Origin of the sequence: Micromonospora sp. CA-248260, from assembly GCF_050942205.1 — a bacterium.
GTDB lineage: Bacteria > Actinomycetota > Actinomycetes > Mycobacteriales > Micromonosporaceae > Micromonospora > Micromonospora antibiotica.
Genome location: NZ_CP192021.1, coordinates 3,518,610 through 3,535,449 on the forward strand (window position 1 = coordinate 3,518,610; position 16,840 = coordinate 3,535,449).

Consider the following 16,840-nt stretch of genomic DNA (forward strand, 5'->3'; position numbering starts at 1 on the left):
GTCAGCCGAGGTCGACGACGAGGGGGCGGTGGTCGGAGATGGTGGAGCGTGGGTTGTCGGTGGCGGTGACGGGGGGTAGGAGGTGCCGGTCGTGGGGGTCGGCGAGGATGTGGTCGAGTTGCACGCGGGGTGCGGTGGCGGGGTAGGTGGGGCGGCGGGCCAGGGGTTGCCAGCCGGTGAGGAGGCGGGCGGGGCCGGCGGGGAGGTTGAGGTCGCCGAGGAGGATGCGGGGGGCGGGTAGGGCGCGTAGGGCGCGGACGGCGCGGCGGAGTTGGTGGGCGTTCCAGCCGGGGACGAAGGACAGGTGGGTGGCGGCGACGGTGAGGGGGCCGTGGGGGGTGTCGAGGACGGCGGCGAGGACGACGCGGGGTTCGTCGCGCAGGAGGATGAGGCCGCCGCCGGGGCCGGGGACGTAGATGGGTGAGCGGACGGGTGCGGGGTTGAGGCGGGTGACGTGCCAGCTGCGGACCCGGTGGCGGCTGATCAGGCCGATGCCGTAGCAGGGTTCGCCGTGGCCGTCGTCGTCGTGGCGTAGGGGGCGGAAGTGTTCGCCGGGGGTGCCGACGACGGCGGCGGCGAAGCGGTGTTCGGGGGCGTCGAGGGCCTGGGCGGCGAGGGTGGTGAGGTCGTGGTGGCCGCTGCGGGACTGGTCGCGGTCGACTTCCTGGAGGGCGAGGATGTCGGCGTCGAGGGCGTGGACGGCGGCGGTGAGCCGGGCGGGGTCGACGAGCCCGTCGGTCAGGGAGCGGCCGTGTAGCAGGTTGAAGGTCGCCAGGCGCACCTGTGCACCCTACGTCCGTGGCACAGTTACCGAATGATCAAGTTGTTGTGTTGTTCGGTGTTGGTGTTCGTGGCGTTGGGTGTGGTGGGGGTGTGGCTGCGGCGGCGACGTGGGCGGTGAGGTGGGCCACTTGAGCGGGCGGGTGGCCGGGTGGGGTGGGGAGAATGGCCGGCCGTGGATCCTGTGTCGTTGACGACTCTGCTGGCTGCGGCTGCCCTGGCGGGGTGGGTGGATGCGGTGGTCGGTGGGGGTGGGTTGTTGTTGTTGCCGGCGTTGTTGGTGGCGGTGCCGGGGGTGCCGGTGGCGACGGCGTTGGGGACGAACAAGTTGGCGGCGATCGCGGGTACGTCGACGGCGGCGGTGACGTTCGCGCGGCGCACGCGGGTCGATTGGGCGGTGGCGGGTCCGGCGGCGGTGTTGGCGGTGGGGTGTGCGGGGGTGGGTGCGGCGTTGGCGGGGGTGGTGCCGGCGGGGGCGTACCGGCCGGTGGTGTTGGTGGTGTTGGTGGGGGTGGCGTTGTTCGTGGTGTTGCGGCCGCGGTTGGGGACGGTGGCGGTGCCGGCGCGGCGGACCCGGGTGCGGGTGGTGGCGGCGGTGGGGGTGGCGGGGGTGGGTATCGCGTTGTACGACGGGTTGATCGGGCCGGGGACGGGGACGTTCCTGGTGGTGGCGTTCACGGTGTTGGTGGGGGCGGATTTTCTGGGTGGTTCGGCGATGGCGAAGGTGGTCAACGCGGGGACGAATCTGGGGGCGTTGGTGGTGTTCGCGGTGACGGGGCACGTGTGGTGGTGGTTGGGGTTGGCGATGGCGGTGTGCAACGTGGCGGGGGCGGCGGTGGGGGCGCGGATGGCGTTGCGGCGGGGTGCGGGGTTCGTGCGGGTGGTGTTGCTGGTGGTGGTGGTGGCGTTGGTGGTGCGGTTGGGTTACGACCAGTGGCTGGCCGGCTGAGCGGGTGGGTGCTCGGCGGGCCAGCCACTGGTGGGTCTGGGGTGGTTCAGGCGTGTCGGACGACGGTGTCGTAGTCGAGGCGGGGCAGGCGGGGGTGCCAGGCGTCGGGGCCGGGGTGTCCGATGTTGACCAGGAGCAGGGACTTCCAGCCGGTGTCGGTGAAGAATTCGTTGTCGACGCCGGTGGCGTCGAATCCGCCCATGGGTCCGGCGGCGAGGCCGGCGGCGCGGATGGCGAGCAGGAAGTAGCCGACCTGGAGGCCGGCGTTGAAGCGGGCCATGCCGTCGCGGACGGTGGGGTCGGCGGCGAAGTGTTCGCGCATGCCGGGGCGGATGGGGAAGACGGTGTCGAGGTGTTCGTGGAAGTTGGTGTCGGCGGCGAGGACGGCGACGACGGGGGCGGTGGCGGTTTTGGTGCGGTTGCCTTCGGCGACGTGGGTGAGGAGGCGGTCGCGGCCTTCGCCGGGGCGGACGAACAGCACCCGCAGGGGTTGGACGTTCATGGCGGTGGGTGGGTACTTGGCGAGGTCGAAGATCGCGTGGAGTTGTTCGTCGCTGACGGGGGTGTCGGTGAAGGTGTTGGCGGTGCGGGCTTCGGTGAACAGTTGGGCCTGGGCCTGCGGGTCGAGGGTGATCAGGTGGTTGGGCAGTACGTCGGTCATGGTGTCCTCCGGTCGGATCGGCGATTGCTGCGACCACAGTAGCAGCTAGTTTTTTCGAAGTGGCTAGGGTGAGTTACGGACCACGTATGCTGGGCTTATGACGACGTGCTCCCCGATCGACGACGGGCCCCGCGCCTGTCCCGGGGGGCTGTCCCGGGCGTTCGCGTTCCTGGGCAAACGGTGGAACGGCATGATCCTGGGCACCCTCGCCCAGGGGCCGGCGGGCTTCGCCGAGCTGGCCCGGGCACTGCCGGGGATCAGCGAGTCGGTGCTGTCGGACCGCCTCGGTGAGCTGGCCCGGGTCGACCTGGTCAGCCGCACCGTGCGGGAGGGCCCCCCGCTGGGGGTCAGCTACCAGCTGACCGGCCGGGGCGCCGCCCTGCTGCCGGCGCTGGACGAGCTGGCCCGCTGGGCCGACGAGAACCTTCCCGCAGGTCGTTGCTGAGCGGTGCCGGTCCGCGCCGAACACGACCGTGCCGTGCTGGCCGGGCTGCTGCGGCGCGATCCGGTGCTGCACGCCTACCAGTTGGGTGACCTGGACGACTTCTTCTGGCCCTACACGTCGTGGTTCCGTCGGGGTGAGCAGGTGGCGTTGCTCTACCACGGGGCGGCACAGCCGGTGCTGCTGCTGTTCGCCGCCGAAGAGGACCGGCCGGCGGCGGCGGCGCTGCTCGACGAACTGGCCCCGGTGCTGCCCGCCCGGCTGTACGCGCACCTGTCCCCCGGGCTGGAACAGGTCCTCGCGGGCCGGTACGTGATCACCCCGGCGGGGGCGCACCTGCGGATGGCGTTGACCGACCCGGGTCGGCTGGCCGGGGTCGCCACCTCGGGTGAGGTGCTGACCGGGGCGGACCTGCCGGCGCTGCGGGCCCTGTACGCCGACGCGTACCCCGGTAACTGGTTCGACCCGCGGATGCTCGACACCGGCCACTACCTGGGGGTACGTGCGGGTGGTGAGCTGGTCGCGGTGGCCGGGGTGCACGTGTGGTCGCCGACCTACCGGGTGGCCGCGGTGGGCAACGTGACCACCCGCCCGCAGGCGCGGGGTCGGGGGTTGGCCCAGGCGGTCGTCGCCGCGCTGTGCGCCCGGCTACGCGACAGCGTCGATCACGTGACGTTGAACGTGCGGGCCGACAACACCACGGCGGTGCGCCTCTACGGGCGGCTCGGTTTCACCACGGTGGCACGGTTCGGTGAGTACACGCTGACCAGCGGGGCGGGTTGAGCCGGCCGGTCAGCGGTGGCGGCTCGGTGAGTCGAACCGGCCGGCGCGGATCTCCCGCAGCGCCTTGCGGCGGATGTCACCGCGCAGGGTGTCGACGTAGAGCCGACCGGCGAGGTGGTCGGTCTCGTGTTGCAGGGCGCGGGCGAGGAACCCGCTGCCGGAGATGGTCAGCGGGTCGCCGTGCCGGTCCACGCCGTGCACGGTGGCGTGCAGGGCCCGGCGGGTCGGGAAGTACAGCCCGGGAATGGACAGGCACCCCTCGTCGTCGTCCTGGGTCTCGTCGGACAACTCGATGGTGGGGTTGATCAGGTGGCCGCGGTGGCCGTCGGCGTCGTAGACGAACACCTGGGCGTCGACGCCGATCTGCGGGGCGGCGACACCGGCCCGGCCCGGTTCGCCGGTGAGGGTGTCCATCAGGTCGTCGACGAGCTGCTGCAGGGCGGTGTCGAAGCGGGTCACCGGGGTGCAGGCGGTGCGCAGAACGGGGTCACCGATGATCCTGATCGGGCGTACGGTCATGCCCGGAAGGCTATCGGGGGGTCACCGGCGGCGGTGGACCGGCGCACCGGTCGGCCACCAGGGCGGCGATACCGTCGAGGATGCGGGCCAGTCCGAAGTCGAAGGCACGGGTCGGGTCGGTGGCGGCCTGGTACTCCTGCCCGGCGGCGGCGCCGACCCGGGCGGCGGTGGGGAAACGGGCCGGGTCCATCACCTTTTCCAGGTAGGGGGCGTGGGCGTGCCACCACTGTTCGTCGGTGAGGCCGGTGCGGGCGGTGGCCTGGGCGGCTTCCACCGCGCCGCGTACCGCGCCGTGGACGTAGGAGTCGACGAGGGTGATCACGGCGTCCATCTCCAGGTCGGTCAGGCCGATACCCTCGACGGCACGTAGTTCGTGGTCGTAGCGTGCGGTGACCTGCGGACCCAGGGGTGGGCGGGTGGTGGCGACCTGCAACAGCCAGGGGTGGCGCAGGTACAGCGCCCAGTTGTCGCGGGCGACGCGTTCCAGGCGGTCCCGCCAGCCGCCCGGGACGTCCGCCGGTCGGGGGGTCTCGCCGTGCACGGTGTCGAGCATGAGGTCGAGCAGTTCACCCTTGCCCGGCACGTGGGTGTAGAGGGACATGGTGCCCACGCCGAGACGTTCGGCGACCCGACGCATGGACAGCGCGGCGAGTCCGTCGGTGTCGGCGACGTCGATGGCGGCCCGGACGATCCGGTCGACGCCCAGGTCGCCGCTGCGGCTGGTGCGTTCGCGGGTGCGCCAGAGCAGGGCGAGGCTGCGGGCGGGGTCGCCGGTGCCGCTGTACTCGACGTGCATGCGGCCACCATAGCGGCCGGTGCGGTGGTCAGTCGGCGGCGAGCAGGGCACGCACCGGGGCGGCCTTGGCGGCGGCCTCGGCGACCTCGGCGTCGGGGTCACTGTCCCAGGTGATGCCGCCGCCGGCCCACAGGTGCAACCGGTCGGTGTCGGCGGCGGCGGTGCGGATGGTCAGGCCCAGGTCGAGGTGGTCGGGGCCGATCCAGCCGAACCCGCCCATGCCGGCGCCCCGGCCGACGGGTTCGACGGCGGCGACCAACGCCAGCGCGGCGTGTTTCGGGGCGCCGGTGACCGACCCGCCGGGGCAGGTGGCGCGCAGCAGGTCAGCCAGGCCGATCCCGTCGGCGAGGGCCGCGGACACGGTCGACTCGGCCTGCCACAGGTCGCACCAGCGGCGCACGGTGAACAGGTCGTCGACGGTCACCGAACCGGTGCGGGCGATCCGGGCCAGGTCGTTGCGTTCCAGGTCGACGATCATGACGTGTTCGGCGCGTTCCTTGGCGGAGGCGAGCAGCTCGCGGCGGCCGGCGGCGGTGGCCGGGCGGGTGCCCTTGATCGGGCGGGTGACGACCCGGCCGGCGTGCACGGCGACGAGGGTCTCCGGTGAGGCACAGCCGATCGTCCAACGGTCGCCGTGCAGGGTGCCGCCGTAGCGGGCGCCGGGCAGGCCGGCGAGGCGGGCCAGCGCGGGCCGCGGGTCACCGGTGTAGGTGGCGGCGGCGTGGCCGACGACGTTGACCTGGTAGACGTCGCCGCGGCCGATGGCGGCCCGGACGGTGCGCACCGCGTCGGCGTGCTGCCCGGGGTCCAGCTGTCCCGCCAGGGGCCGACCCGCAGGTGCCCCGGCACCGGCCCGGTCGGGGGCGGGCGGCGGGTGCCGTGGTCGTAGACGACGACGGCGACGTCGGGCAGGTCCGGTGCCGGGCTGGCCGCGCCGGTGGGTGCGCCGACCATCCGGGCGCCGGCGGCGGCGGAGACGAACAGGGCGGCGCCGCAGGGGCCGTCGGTGCGGTGGGTCGCCGGGCGGGTCAGGTCGTCGACCGGCAGGCCGTGCGCGGCGAGGAAACCGGCGATCTGCGCGGCCGGGTCACCACCGTCGGTGATCCGCCACTCGAAGCGGTCACGTTCGACGAGCACGCTGCGGCACCGCGCCGGCACCCCCGGTACGTCGACCGGCACCGTTGGGAGCGTTTCCACGCCGGGTGGCCCATTCCTGCTCATCCGTTCAGCGGATTTCGGGGCAACATGACCGAAGGCTGCTCGATCCGGTGCGCTGTCCCTTGGTACTGTGCGTCACTGGTCATGTGAACCATGACACAGTGCCCCCACAGTCCGGAGAACCCGATGTGTCAGCACCAGATCACCTGCCCTTCCGCCGAAGCGACCGACCGGGACGCCGCCCGGGTCATCGCCTGCTTCCCTGAGCAGGGCTGGAGCCTGCTCTGCAACGGTGTCATCGTCTTCGAGGACACCGGTGAACTCCTTCCCGACGGCAGCACCATCGCCCCGCACCGCGGGCCGGCCCGGCACGCCCTCGTCGCCTGACCGATCACGGTCCGTCGGCGTCACCAGCCACATCATCGCAGGCTGGCCCCCCGACAGGGGCCGCCCTCCCCGGTCGCCGCACCGGGGCGGCACGTCCGCCGCCCCGGCACCGCGCCTCAACCCTCGAACGCCTCCGGCGCCGGGCACGAACACATCAGGTTCCGGTCGCCGTACGCGCCGTCGACCCGCCGCACCGGCGGCCAGTACTTCCCCGCCCGGTCCACCCCACCCGGGTACGCCCCCACCGACCGCGGATACGGATGCGGCCACTCGTCGGCCGACACCATCGCCGCGGTGTGCGGAGCGTTGGCCAGCGGATTGTCCCCGGCCGGCCACTGTCCCGACGCCACCTGGTCGATCTCCGCCCGGATCGCGATCATCGCGTCGCAGAACCGGTCCAACTCGGCCAGGTCCTCACTCTCGGTCGGCTCCACCATCAGCGTCCCCGCCACCGGGAACGACATCGTCGGCGCGTGGAACCCGTAGTCGATCAGCCGCTTCGCCACGTCGTCGACACTGACCCCGGTCGCCTTCGACAGCGGACGCAGATCCAGGATGCACTCGTGCGCCACCAGGCCCTTGTTGCCGGCGTACAGCACCGGGAAGTGCTCCCGCAGCCGCACCGCCACGTAGTTCGCCGCCAGCACCGCCACCCCCGTCGCCCGGGCCAGCCCCGCCGCGCCCATCATCCGCAGGTACGCCCACGGGATCGGCAGGATCCCCGCCGACCCGTACCGGGCCGCCGAGATCGCCGGCGCCCCCTGCACCCGGGCACCCGACGGGTCCCCCGGCAGGTACGCCGCCAGGTGCGACCGCACCGCCACCGGACCCACCCCCGGCCCACCCCCACCGTGCGGAATGCAGAACGTCTTGTGCAGGTTCAGGTGCGACACGTCCGCCCCGAACCGGCCCGGCTTGGCGAACCCGACCAACGCGTTGAGGTTCGCCCCGTCGACGTACACCTGACCACCGGCGTCGTGGACCTTCGCGCACAACGACGCGATGCCCGTCTCGTACACCCCGTGCGTCGACGGGTACGTCACCATGATCGCCGCGAGAGCGTCCCGATGCTTGTCGATCTTCGCGTCGAGGTCGACCAGGTCGACGTTGCCATCGGCGTCACAGGCGACCACCACCACCCGCATCCCGGCCATCACCGCCGACGCGGCGTTCGTGCCGTGCGCCGACGACGGGATCAGACACACGTCCCGGTGGGTGTCACCCCGGTCCCGGTGGTAGGCGCGGATCGCCAACAACCCCGCCAACTCCCCCTGCGACCCGGCGTTGGGCTGCACACTGACCGCGTCGTACCCGGTCACCTCCGCCAGCCACCCCTCCAACTGCCCGATCAGCTCCCGGTAACCGGCGGTCTGCTCATCCGGGGCGAACGGGTGCAGATGCGCGAACTCCGGCCACGTCACCGGCTCCATCTCGGTGGTCGCGTTCAGCTTCATCGTGCACGACCCCAACGGGATCATGCCCCGGTCCAGGGCGTAGTCGAAGTCCGCCAACCGGCGCAGGTACCGCAGCATCGCCGTCTCCGAATGGTGACTGCGGAACACCGGATGGGTCAGGAAGTCGGTGTCCCGCGCCAACCCCGCCGGCAACGCCACCTCCACGTCACCGACGACCGGATCCACCCCGAACGCCTCCCACACCACCGCCAGGTGCGCCCCGGTGGTCGTCTCGTCACACGACACCCCCACCCGGTCGGCGTCGACCAGCCGCAGGTTCACCCCCCGCTCCCGCGCCGCCGCCACCACCCGCGCCGCCCCACCCGGCACCACCGCCGTCACCGTGTCGAAGAACACCCCGTCGACGACCTCGACGCCACCGGCGCGCAACCCCGCCGCCAACCGCAACGCCATCCCCCGGGTCCGGTCGGCGATCCGCCGCAACCCGTCCGGCCCGTGGTACACGGCGTACATGCCGGCCATCACCGCCAGCAACACCTGCGCGGTGCAGATGTTGCTGGTCGCCTTCTCCCGCCGGATGTGCTGCTCCCGCGTCTGCAACGCCAACCGGTACGCCGGCTCACCGGCCGCGTCCCGGGACACCCCGACCAGCCGACCCGGCAGCATCCGCTCCAACCCGGCCCGCACCGCCAGGTAACCGGCGTGCGGCCCACCGAAACCCATCGGCACCCCGAACCGCTGCGTGGTGCCCGCCGCGATGTCCACCCCGATGCGCCCCGGCGCCCGCAGCACCGTCAACGCCAACAGGTCCGCCGCCACCGTCACCAACGCCCCCACCGCGTGCGCCGCATCGACCAGCGGCGCATGGTCACGCACCGCACCCGACGCCCCCGGGTACTGCAGGTGCAGACCGAAGAACTCCGCCGGCAACTCCTCCACGGCCAGGTCCACCACCCGCACCTCGATACCGAGCGGCTCGGCCCGACCCGCGAGCACCGCCACGGTCTGCGGCAACGCGTCCGCGTCCACCACGTACACCGTGCTGCGGCTCTTCGACGCCCGCCGCGCCAGCGTCATCGCCTCCGCCGCCGCCGTCGCCTCGTCGAGCATCGACGCGTTCGCCGTCGCCAACCCCGTCAGGTCCGTCACCATCGTCTGGAAGTTCAGCAGCGCCTCCAACCGGCCCTGACTGATCTCCGGCTGGTACGGGGTGTACGCCGTGTACCAGGCCGGGTTCTCCAACACGTTGCGGCGGATCACCGCCGGGGTGTGGGTGCCGTGGTAACCCAGGCCGATCATCGACACCGCGACCGTGTTGCGGGACGCCAACGCGCGCAGCTCGGCGATCGCCTCCCGCTCCGTAGCCGGCGCCGGCAGATCCAGGGAGCCGTGCCACCGGATCACCTCGGGAATCGCCGCGTCCATCAGCTCGTCGATCGAGCCGTGCCCGACGACGTCCAACATGCGGCGCTCGTCATCCGGGCCGGGACCGATGTGCCGGTCGGCGAACTGTTCTGCGGTCATGCGTGCGCTCCAGACTCCACGGGGCGAGGTCGACGGATCGGCCTCCCCCTGAGTCACGCCGCACGGCGCTCCACAGTGCCTGCCCGTCGCGGTCCTTCTGCCTGAGAGGTTCCGGGGAGAATCTGCCCCTTCGGCGCCGCCCGGATACTGCTGGGCGATCTCTCCCGCGTGGGTGGTGTCGGCATGGTCAACGCTACCAGCGCCACCGTTACCGGCGGATGTCGTACCCCCCGGGTCGACCCCACCGGGCGGAGATCAACCCGCCACGGGCGTGACCGCCACCACCGGGGCGGACCCGCCGACCCCGTCACCCGCAGCGCGGTCCGCGCCCGCCACCACCCGCTGCACCACCTGCGGCAACACCCACCCCAACGGGGCATCCACCCGCAGCGCCGCATACCCGTCACCCCGGGTGACACCCTGATTGGCGATCACCACCGCCGTGCCCAGTTTCGCCGCCCGCAACACGAACCGCCGCCCCGACCACACCGTCAACGACGACCCCAGCACCAGCAACGACCGGGCCGCGTCGACCATCGCGAAACACCGCGACACCCGGTCGGCGGGCACCGTCTCCCCGAAGAACACCACGTCCGGTTTCAGCATCCCCGCACCACAACGCGTGCAGTCGACCAACCGGAACGCGGCCACCCGCTCATCGTCGAGTTCCACGTCACCATCCGGATTCACCACCGCGACCGTCGCGTCGAACCCCGGGTTCGCCGCCACCAACCGCCGATCCAGCTCCTCCCGCGACGTGCGGTCACCACACCCCAGACACACCACCGTGTCCAAGCGGCCATGCAGATCCACCACCCCGGTGCTACCCGCCGCCGTGTGCAGACCATCGACGTTCTGGGTGATCACCCCGTCGACCAGACCGGCGGCCTGCAACCGGGCCACCGCCCGATGCCCGTCGTTCGGCGACGCCCGCGCGACCATCCGCCACCCCAGGTGACTACGCGCCCAGTACCGCCGCCGGGCCGCCGGCTCCCGGGTGAACGCCTGATACGTCATGGGCGGATGCCGGCGGGCCACACCCGTCGGCCCCCGGTAGTCGGGAATACCCGACTCCGTGGACAACCCGGCCCCACTCAACACCACGACCCCACCAGCGGCGACCAGGCCCGCCAACGCGTCGATCGTCTCCGTCACCCGTCCATGCTGCCTCAGCCGCCGCACCCCGGCGACCCTGCGGGTCCACTCAGCCGCCCAGGACCGCCCGCAGCTGGGCGCTCGCCCCACCCGCCGCCGCCGCATCCGCCCGCAGCTGCTCCGACTGCGCCGCCAGATACGACTGCCACCGGTTCAGCTGCTGCTGCGCCGCCGCAACCGCCGCCAACGCCGCCGCGTGCCGCTCCTCCAACGCCTGCAACTTCCCCGCCAACTCCGGCGACGGACCCCCACCGGCCGGCGGCCCCGCCCCACCCACCTCACCGGCCCGCCGGTGCGCGTCAGCGACGATCTCCTCAGCCTGCCGCCGCGCATCCGCGATGATCTCCGCGCCCTCCGCGCTGGCCTCACCGATCGTCCGGTTCGCCTCGTCCTGCGCCCGCATCGCCAACTCGACAGTCATCGGATCCGGGCCCTGCGGCGCGCTACTCGGCAACGTCCCGTGCCGCAGCATCTCCACCTGACTCAGCAGCCCCTGGTTCTCCCGCCGCTGCCGCGCCAACTCCGCCGTCAACACCCCGATCCGGTCATCCGCCGACCGGACCAACGCCGCGACCTCATCAGCGGACAACCAGTGACTGCCCCGGAACCGCCGCTCCTCCAACACCGACAACTGGCGGGCGATCTCACCCTCCTCCGCGCCGAGCCGATCGGAGTGGTCCACGCTCATCGGGCACCCGTCCCACTGAAGTCACGCGGAGCACCGGCACCGGCCTCGGCGAGCGGCGGATAGAGGGAATGATCATAGCTTTCCGTCAGGACCTGCTCCGGATCCACACCCGAACGCGCCAGGATCGCCACCGTCTCCCGGGTCATCTCCGGGCTGCCACACACCAGGATCTCCGTGTCCGCCCACGGCCCCAACCGCACCGCCGTGTCACCGGCCCGACCGATCGCCCCCTGCCAACCCCAACCCGTCTCCACCGTCGGCACGTACCGCAACCACCCCGTCCCCCCGTGCGGCCACCCCGCCGCCGGCGACAACGCCGCCAACCGCGACACCGCCACCTCGTCATACAGGTCGTCCGGGGTACGCCCACCCACCACCAGCGTCGTGCGCCGCCCCGCACCCTGCTGCACCGCCTCCACCACCGCCCGCAACGGCGCCAACCCCGTACCCCCCGCGATCAACAACAACGGCAGGTGCGGCGACCGGTCGAACGACGACAACGCCGTCCCCGTCGGATGCCCCAACAACAACCGCTCACCCGCCCGCAACCGGCGCACCAGATGCGTGGAGAACCGGCCCGCCGCCCGCACATGGAACTCGATCGTCCCGTCCGCACGCGGCGCGTTCGCCGGCGACAGGTACCGCCACGTCCGCAACTGCGGCACCTGCACCGGCAACGACTGCCCCGGCCGGTAGCTGCACAGGTAGTTCGGACGCACCGTGAACACCATGATGTCGGCGCGGCGCCGCTCCGCCGTCAACACCTCCGCCTCCCAGTGCGGCGGCGACGTCCGTTCCGCCTCCGCCGCACCATCGAGCATCAGCTTCGCCACCAACTCGTACGCCGCCGCCCACTGCGCCCGCAACGCCGGCGTGAAGTACGGGCCCAGGAACCGCTCCAACGTCGCCAGCAACGCCTGACCCACCCAGATGTAGTGCCGCTCCGCCAACACCACCGGATTACCCCGCTGGTCCTGACCATGGAACCGCCGATGGTCGGCACCCAACCGCTGCGCGAACGCCGACAACGCCCCCGGATCGTCCAAACTGGTGATGATGTGCCCCAACGCCGCCAGGAGCTTGTCCTCCTGATACTGCATGTTCGTCGGGAACATCGACCGCGCCTCCGGCGCCACCACGAACAACGTGGCATAGAAATACTTCGCCGCCTCCGGGCCGGCAGCGGAGAACTGGCTCCAACTCTGGCGCAACGCCGCGTTGTCCATCCTCAGTCCTCCTGCGCGCGAGCCACGTCATGACGCTCACGCAACGTCATCTCCACCACACCATCCGGGTCGTAGGCGCGGTCAGTCTGCCAAAGATTGGGATTCGGGACCCGGGTGTCGTAGTAGCGGTGGTGCACCGCGTGCAACGCCGCCCACCCCACACTCCCGTTGAGCCACGACCAGTCACCGTGCACCGGACGACCCGCCCGCTCCTCCTGCGCACAGAACTTCATGAACAACTCCGACTCGGTGTGCGGATCGGACACCCGCACCCCCGCCTCCCGGAACGAGTGCAACACCGCCTGGTTCAACACCAACGCCGCATGCTCCCGCCACAGAGTGTCCTCCCGCGACGTGTCCAACCCCAACCCCGCCGCCACCACCGGCAACTGGTCATACCGCTGCCGGTCACCCATGTTCCGGGTCCCGATCTCATCACCCAGATAGTGACCGTTGAACGGCGCGCAACTGTAGTCGACCCCGCCGATACGCAGACGCATGTTACTGATCACCGGCAGCGCATGCCAACGCAGCATCAGATCCGCGAACCACGGATGGTCCGGATGGGTCAACGCCACCTCCCGCACCAACTCCCGCGGCACCTGCCACACCGACGGCGACTCGTGCGCCGTCTCGATCACCCACGGCAACAGGTCGAACCGCCCCGGCACCGGCGGCGGCCGCCACCCCAACCGGCGAGCCGCCCGCACCATCGCCACCTGCGCCGGATCACCCACCACCACACCGTCGTCCCGCAGATGACCGCAGTAACGGACCAACTGGTCGTTCCAGATCCGCGCCCGCGGACCCACCCCCGGCCGGTCCGGCGCGAAAACCGTGATCACCGACTGGATCCGACCCCCGTTGTCCCCCGCCGCCAGATGCGCCGACAACTCCCCGGCGATACCCGCCGCCGTCGTCACGTGCCGACGGTCCCGCACCCGCAACCCCGCCCACCGCACCCGCCCCACACACCGCGCCGACTGCCGCCACGCCACCCGCGCCCCGTACACCAACTCCTCCCGGGTGTGCCGGTACGAACCGGTCAACGCGATCTCCTCGCGCACCTCCGCCAACCGCGCCGCCAACCCCGGCAACTGCCGCTCGGCGTGCAACGCCTCCAGGAACTCCGTCGCCTCCGCCACCACCTCCCCACCGGAGTGGACCGCGACACCCGGCGGCGACACAGCGGAGACCGGACACCGCGACCCGGCATCGTGACCGGCGACGACACCACCGGCCCGCACGGCACCCACGCCGACATAGTGATCAATGTGCACTGTGGTTCGTTTCCCGTCCTCGGCGGGACCACGGATGCGACCCCCGCACCATGCTCCACGCATCAACCCGACGCCACCACCAACCGTCACTCACCGTGACCGATCGATGTTCTCTGGTGATCGCCCTGGACAGGATTCACGGCCGAACCACCGCTGTCAACAAACCCGACTCCACCCGGGAACATCCACCATGGACCCCACCCGCCCACCCCACCACCCAGGTCACGAGCCACATCGATACGACACCCCACCACCCACACAACAAAACGCCGCGACCGGAACCCCGGCCGCGGCGTCGACGACACCACGAATCACCCCGCCCGCCGCCGCGCCCGACGCGCCGCCAACTCGTCACCCACCACCTCCGACGACGACCCCTGCGCGACACCACCCGCAGCCGACACGGACTCCCCACCCCCGGCCACCGCCGGCTCCGCCGGCAGATGCGACAACGACCCCTGGATCTCCTTGAACGCCCCACCGATCGCGATACCGAACACCCCCTGGCCACCCTGCAACAGGTCCACCACCTCCTCCGGAGACCGGCACTCGTACACCGTCGTCCCGTCCGAGATCAGCGTGATCCCCGCCAGGTCCTCCACCCCACGCGACCGCAACGCCTCGATCGCCTTCCGGATGTTCTGCAGGGACACCCCGGCATCCAACAACCGCTTGACGACCTTCAACACCACCAGGTCCCGAAACGAATACAACCGCGACGTACCCGAACCCGACGCGTCCCGGACACTCGGCACCACCAACGTCGTCCGCGCCCAGTAGTCCAGCTGGCGGTAACTGATCCCCACCGCCGAACAGGCCGTCACACCCCGGTACCCGACCGCACCGTCGCCCTCCAGCGACGACGACACCGCGCCCGACCCGCCCCGCTCCACGCCTGGCTCAGGCTCCCGTGGCTCGTGCATCCCGACAACCTCCCCGTCAGTGCGGCACCACGTCGACTACGCCGACGCCCACCCCTCGACACGGCAACCCTAACGCCGCACCAAGGGGTTACCACGGAGAAACCGCCGCGACACGCCGCGCGACGACACACCACACACCGACGCCGCCACCACGACGACCCGGCCTCAACCGGCGAAATCCTCCGGACGCACCTGCTCCAGGAACTCCCGGAACTTCTCCACCTCGTCCTCCTGCTCGTCGGGAATCACGATCCCCGCCTCACTGAGGACCTGCTCCGCACAACGAATAGGCGCACCCACCCGCAACGCCAACGCGATCGAATCACTCGGCCGGGCCGACACCCGCACCCCGTCACCCAGCAACAGATCAGCGTAGAAGACGTTCTCCTTCAACTCGGTGATCTCCACCGCCCGCAACGGCGCCTGCAACGCCGCCAGCACGTCCCGCAACAAATCATGCGTCAACGGCCGGGCCGGTTTGACCCCCTGCTGCTCATAAGCGATAGCCGTGGCCTCGACCGCACCGATCCAGATCGGCAGATAGCGGTCGCCCTCGACTTCCCTGAGCAGGACGATCGGCTGGTTGCTGGGCAGCTCCACCCGAACCCCGACCACGCTCAGCTCGCGCACCGCCGCCTCCGTGTCGTTGTCACCTACACCCGCACCGCGCCTGTCCCTGCACGGTACACGGACCTCGACACGGCCGTCCCATCCGCACCAGCACCCGCACCGCGCCAGAAAAGGGGTTACCCCGGCAAGCCTACGACACGCTTCCCGGGGCAGAACCTTCCGCGCACACCACCGAACCGGGTCACCGACCCAACGTCGACCGCAACCCCACCCGCACCAACGCCGCATGCAACTGCTGCGACAACGCCACCAACTCACGCGCCGTCTCCGCCGCCCGCGCCCGCGCCGCCGGATCCGACTGCCGCGCCAACGGCGCCACCAACTGCGCGAACAAACCCACCTCACGATCCGCCGACGACCGGTAACCCCGCAGATGCCGAGGCTCCAACCCGTACGCCGCCAGACCCGCCACCGCCCGCGCGATGATCAACGCATCCGCGTCGTACCACCCCGGCGGATCCGGCACCAACACACCCAGCCGCTCCAACTCACCCAACGTCGACTCGGCGATCCCACTACGCGCCACCAGATCGGCCCGCCCGAGCCGCACCTGCGACTCAGGCTCCTCCACCGACCGGCCCGGCACCTCACCACCGGGACCCACCGCCACCAACGTCGGCCGCTGCCGGCCCGGCGTCTCGTCACCACCGTCCCACTGCGCCAACTGCTCACGGATCACCCGCAACGGCAGAAACTGATCCCGCTGCGCCGTCAACACGAAACGCAACCGGGCCACATCGTCCCAGCTGTACTTCCGGTAACCCGCCGCCGTCCGCTGCGGCTCCACCAGGCCCTCGGCCTCAAGGAACCGCAACTTGGAAATCGTGACGTCCGGAAACTCCACCCGCAGCTGACCCAGCACCTCACCGATACTCATCAGCGGGTGTGACCGGGCCGCCCCGGACGGCATGGAGGCCGCAGGCTCGTTCACCCCCGGCCGGCCTCCTCCTCCGGGCGAGGACCGGCGATGAACACCACCCGGAACTTACCGATCTGCACCTCGTCACCATTGCTCAACGTGGCCGCCTCGACCCGTTCCCGGTTCACGTAGGTGCCGTTCAGGCTCCCCACGTCCCGCACCGTGAACGTCCCCGAATCCCGATGGAACTCAGCATGCCGCCGCGACACCGTCACATCGTCCAGGAAGATGTCACTGTCCGGATGCCGGCCACTCGTCGTCACATCATGGTCCAACAGGAACCGGGCACCCGCATTCGGACCCCGACGAACCACCAGCAGCGCCATCCCCGGCGGCAACGAGCCGGACATCCGACTCGGCACCACATCGGTGTCCGGACCCTCCAGCACTTCGTCCAACGAACCGAGATTGAGCGTCGAAGTGACGTCGAGCGGGGGGAACTCGTCGCCTGGGCGCGTCATGGGACCACCTCACGGATCAGTTCGGTCAGCATCAGGATAACGGCGGGTATGGCCGCCGGGCAGATCACACACCCGGCGGCTGGCTCCCCGTGCCCAGGAAGGCAATCACCCAACGCTCAACCATTTGGGGTTCTCGGTCGACTG

17 protein-coding genes, 1 pseudogene and 1 riboswitch are annotated in these 16,840 nt (G+C 71.2%); of the genes and pseudogenes, 4 read left to right on the forward strand and 14 right to left on the reverse strand.

The window, feature by feature from the left end; translation table 11 throughout:
- Position 1: 1 nt before the first annotated feature.
- Positions 2 to 781, reverse strand: coding sequence for an endonuclease/exonuclease/phosphatase family protein (locus tag ACQP2H_RS15545; RefSeq protein WP_357533427.1), 780 nt, complete (start codon positions 779 to 781; stop codon positions 2 to 4).
- 189 nt (positions 782 to 970) lie between these two features.
- Here ACQP2H_RS15545 and ACQP2H_RS15550 point away from each other — a divergent pair, with 189 nt between their 5' ends.
- Positions 971 to 1,729 (forward strand): sulfite exporter TauE/SafE family protein, encoded by a 759-nt coding sequence (locus ACQP2H_RS15550; protein WP_255597581.1) that lies wholly within the window; start codon positions 971 to 973, stop codon positions 1,727 to 1,729.
- Between the two features lie 46 nt (positions 1,730 to 1,775).
- On the opposite strand, the gene ACQP2H_RS15555 is transcribed toward ACQP2H_RS15550, so the two are convergent.
- Positions 1,776 to 2,390, reverse strand: coding sequence for a malonic semialdehyde reductase (locus ACQP2H_RS15555; protein WP_208565915.1), 615 nt, complete (start codon positions 2,388 to 2,390; stop codon positions 1,776 to 1,778).
- A gap of 97 nt (positions 2,391 to 2,487) precedes the next feature.
- Between ACQP2H_RS15555 and ACQP2H_RS15560 the strand changes: the two genes are divergently transcribed.
- Both ACQP2H_RS15560 and ACQP2H_RS15565 read left to right on the forward strand, forming a co-directional pair.
- Positions 2,488 to 2,835: a winged helix-turn-helix transcriptional regulator gene (locus tag ACQP2H_RS15560; protein ID WP_208565914.1), complete on the forward strand. Its 348-nt coding sequence runs from the start codon at positions 2,488 to 2,490 to the stop codon at positions 2,833 to 2,835.
- A 3-nt stretch (positions 2,836 to 2,838) separates the two neighbouring features.
- A complete protein-coding gene (locus tag ACQP2H_RS15565; protein ID WP_357533425.1) occupies positions 2,839 to 3,615 on the forward strand; it encodes a GNAT family N-acetyltransferase in 777 nt (258 codons plus the stop codon).
- Between the two features lie 9 nt (positions 3,616 to 3,624).
- Here ACQP2H_RS15565 and def read toward each other — a convergent pair whose 3' ends face one another.
- The 3 genes and pseudogenes from def to ACQP2H_RS15580 all read right to left on the reverse strand — a co-directional run bounded on the left by def (position 3,625) and on the right by ACQP2H_RS15580 (position 6,151).
- The gene (gene def, locus ACQP2H_RS15570; protein WP_219462061.1) at positions 3,625 to 4,134 is read right to left on the reverse strand and encodes a peptide deformylase; all 510 of its coding nucleotides are present in this window, start codon (positions 4,132 to 4,134) and stop codon (positions 3,625 to 3,627) included.
- Between the two features lie 10 nt (positions 4,135 to 4,144).
- Positions 4,145 to 4,930, reverse strand: a complete 786-nt coding sequence (locus ACQP2H_RS15575; RefSeq protein ID WP_219462062.1) for a TetR/AcrR family transcriptional regulator — start codon at positions 4,928 to 4,930, stop codon at positions 4,145 to 4,147.
- Positions 4,931 to 4,958: 28 nt separating this feature from the next.
- Positions 4,959 to 6,151, reverse strand: a pseudogene (locus ACQP2H_RS15580) (chorismate-binding protein).
- Between the two features lie 123 nt (positions 6,152 to 6,274).
- Here ACQP2H_RS15580 and ACQP2H_RS15585 point away from each other — a divergent pair.
- The gene (locus ACQP2H_RS15585) at positions 6,275 to 6,475 is read left to right on the forward strand and encodes a DUF5999 family protein (protein WP_067311530.1); all 201 of its coding nucleotides are present in this window, start codon (positions 6,275 to 6,277) and stop codon (positions 6,473 to 6,475) included.
- Positions 6,476 to 6,591: 116 nt separating this feature from the next.
- Here ACQP2H_RS15585 and gcvP read toward each other — a convergent pair whose 3' ends face one another.
- From gcvP to odhI, 9 genes are all read right to left on the reverse strand, one after another.
- Positions 6,592 to 9,414, reverse strand: coding sequence for an aminomethyl-transferring glycine dehydrogenase (gene gcvP, locus ACQP2H_RS15590; RefSeq protein WP_433233326.1), 2,823 nt, complete (start codon positions 9,412 to 9,414; stop codon positions 6,592 to 6,594).
- A 79-nt stretch (positions 9,415 to 9,493) separates the two neighbouring features.
- A riboswitch (glycine riboswitch) is annotated at positions 9,494 to 9,591 on the reverse strand.
- Between the two features lie 78 nt (positions 9,592 to 9,669).
- A complete protein-coding gene (locus ACQP2H_RS15595) occupies positions 9,670 to 10,569 on the reverse strand; it encodes an NAD-dependent protein deacetylase (protein WP_308290744.1) in 900 nt (299 codons plus the stop codon).
- Positions 10,570 to 10,618: 49 nt separating this feature from the next.
- Complete coding sequence (locus ACQP2H_RS15600) at positions 10,619 to 11,257, reverse strand: hypothetical protein (RefSeq protein WP_357533420.1); 639 nt, start codon at positions 11,255 to 11,257, stop codon at positions 10,619 to 10,621.
- Positions 11,254 to 12,483 carry a globin domain-containing protein gene (locus ACQP2H_RS15605; protein WP_208565906.1) on the reverse strand — a complete coding sequence of 410 codons (1,230 nt, stop codon included), beginning with the start codon at positions 12,481 to 12,483 and terminating at the stop codon, positions 11,254 to 11,256. The genes ACQP2H_RS15600 and ACQP2H_RS15605 overlap by 4 nt, the downstream gene beginning before the upstream one ends.
- A 2-nt stretch (positions 12,484 to 12,485) precedes the next feature.
- Positions 12,486 to 13,730, reverse strand: a complete 1,245-nt coding sequence (locus ACQP2H_RS15610; protein ID WP_433233547.1) for a nitric oxide synthase oxygenase — start codon at positions 13,728 to 13,730, stop codon at positions 12,486 to 12,488.
- A 344-nt stretch (positions 13,731 to 14,074) separates the two neighbouring features.
- A complete protein-coding gene (locus ACQP2H_RS15615; RefSeq protein WP_208565905.1) occupies positions 14,075 to 14,686 on the reverse strand; it encodes a MerR family transcriptional regulator in 612 nt (203 codons plus the stop codon).
- 165 nt (positions 14,687 to 14,851) lie between these two features.
- Positions 14,852 to 15,316, reverse strand: a complete 465-nt coding sequence (locus ACQP2H_RS15620) for a bifunctional nuclease family protein (protein WP_088647333.1) — start codon at positions 15,314 to 15,316, stop codon at positions 14,852 to 14,854.
- A gap of 181 nt (positions 15,317 to 15,497) precedes the next feature.
- Positions 15,498 to 16,193: a transcriptional regulator FtsR gene (gene ftsR, locus ACQP2H_RS15625; protein ID WP_208566438.1), complete on the reverse strand. Its 696-nt coding sequence runs from the start codon at positions 16,191 to 16,193 to the stop codon at positions 15,498 to 15,500.
- Positions 16,194 to 16,243: 50 nt separating this feature from the next.
- Entirely contained in the window at positions 16,244 to 16,696 is a 453-nt protein-coding gene (gene odhI, locus ACQP2H_RS15630; RefSeq protein ID WP_067311506.1) for an oxoglutarate dehydrogenase inhibitor Odhl, read from the reverse strand.
- Positions 16,697 to 16,840: the final 144 nt, after the last annotated feature.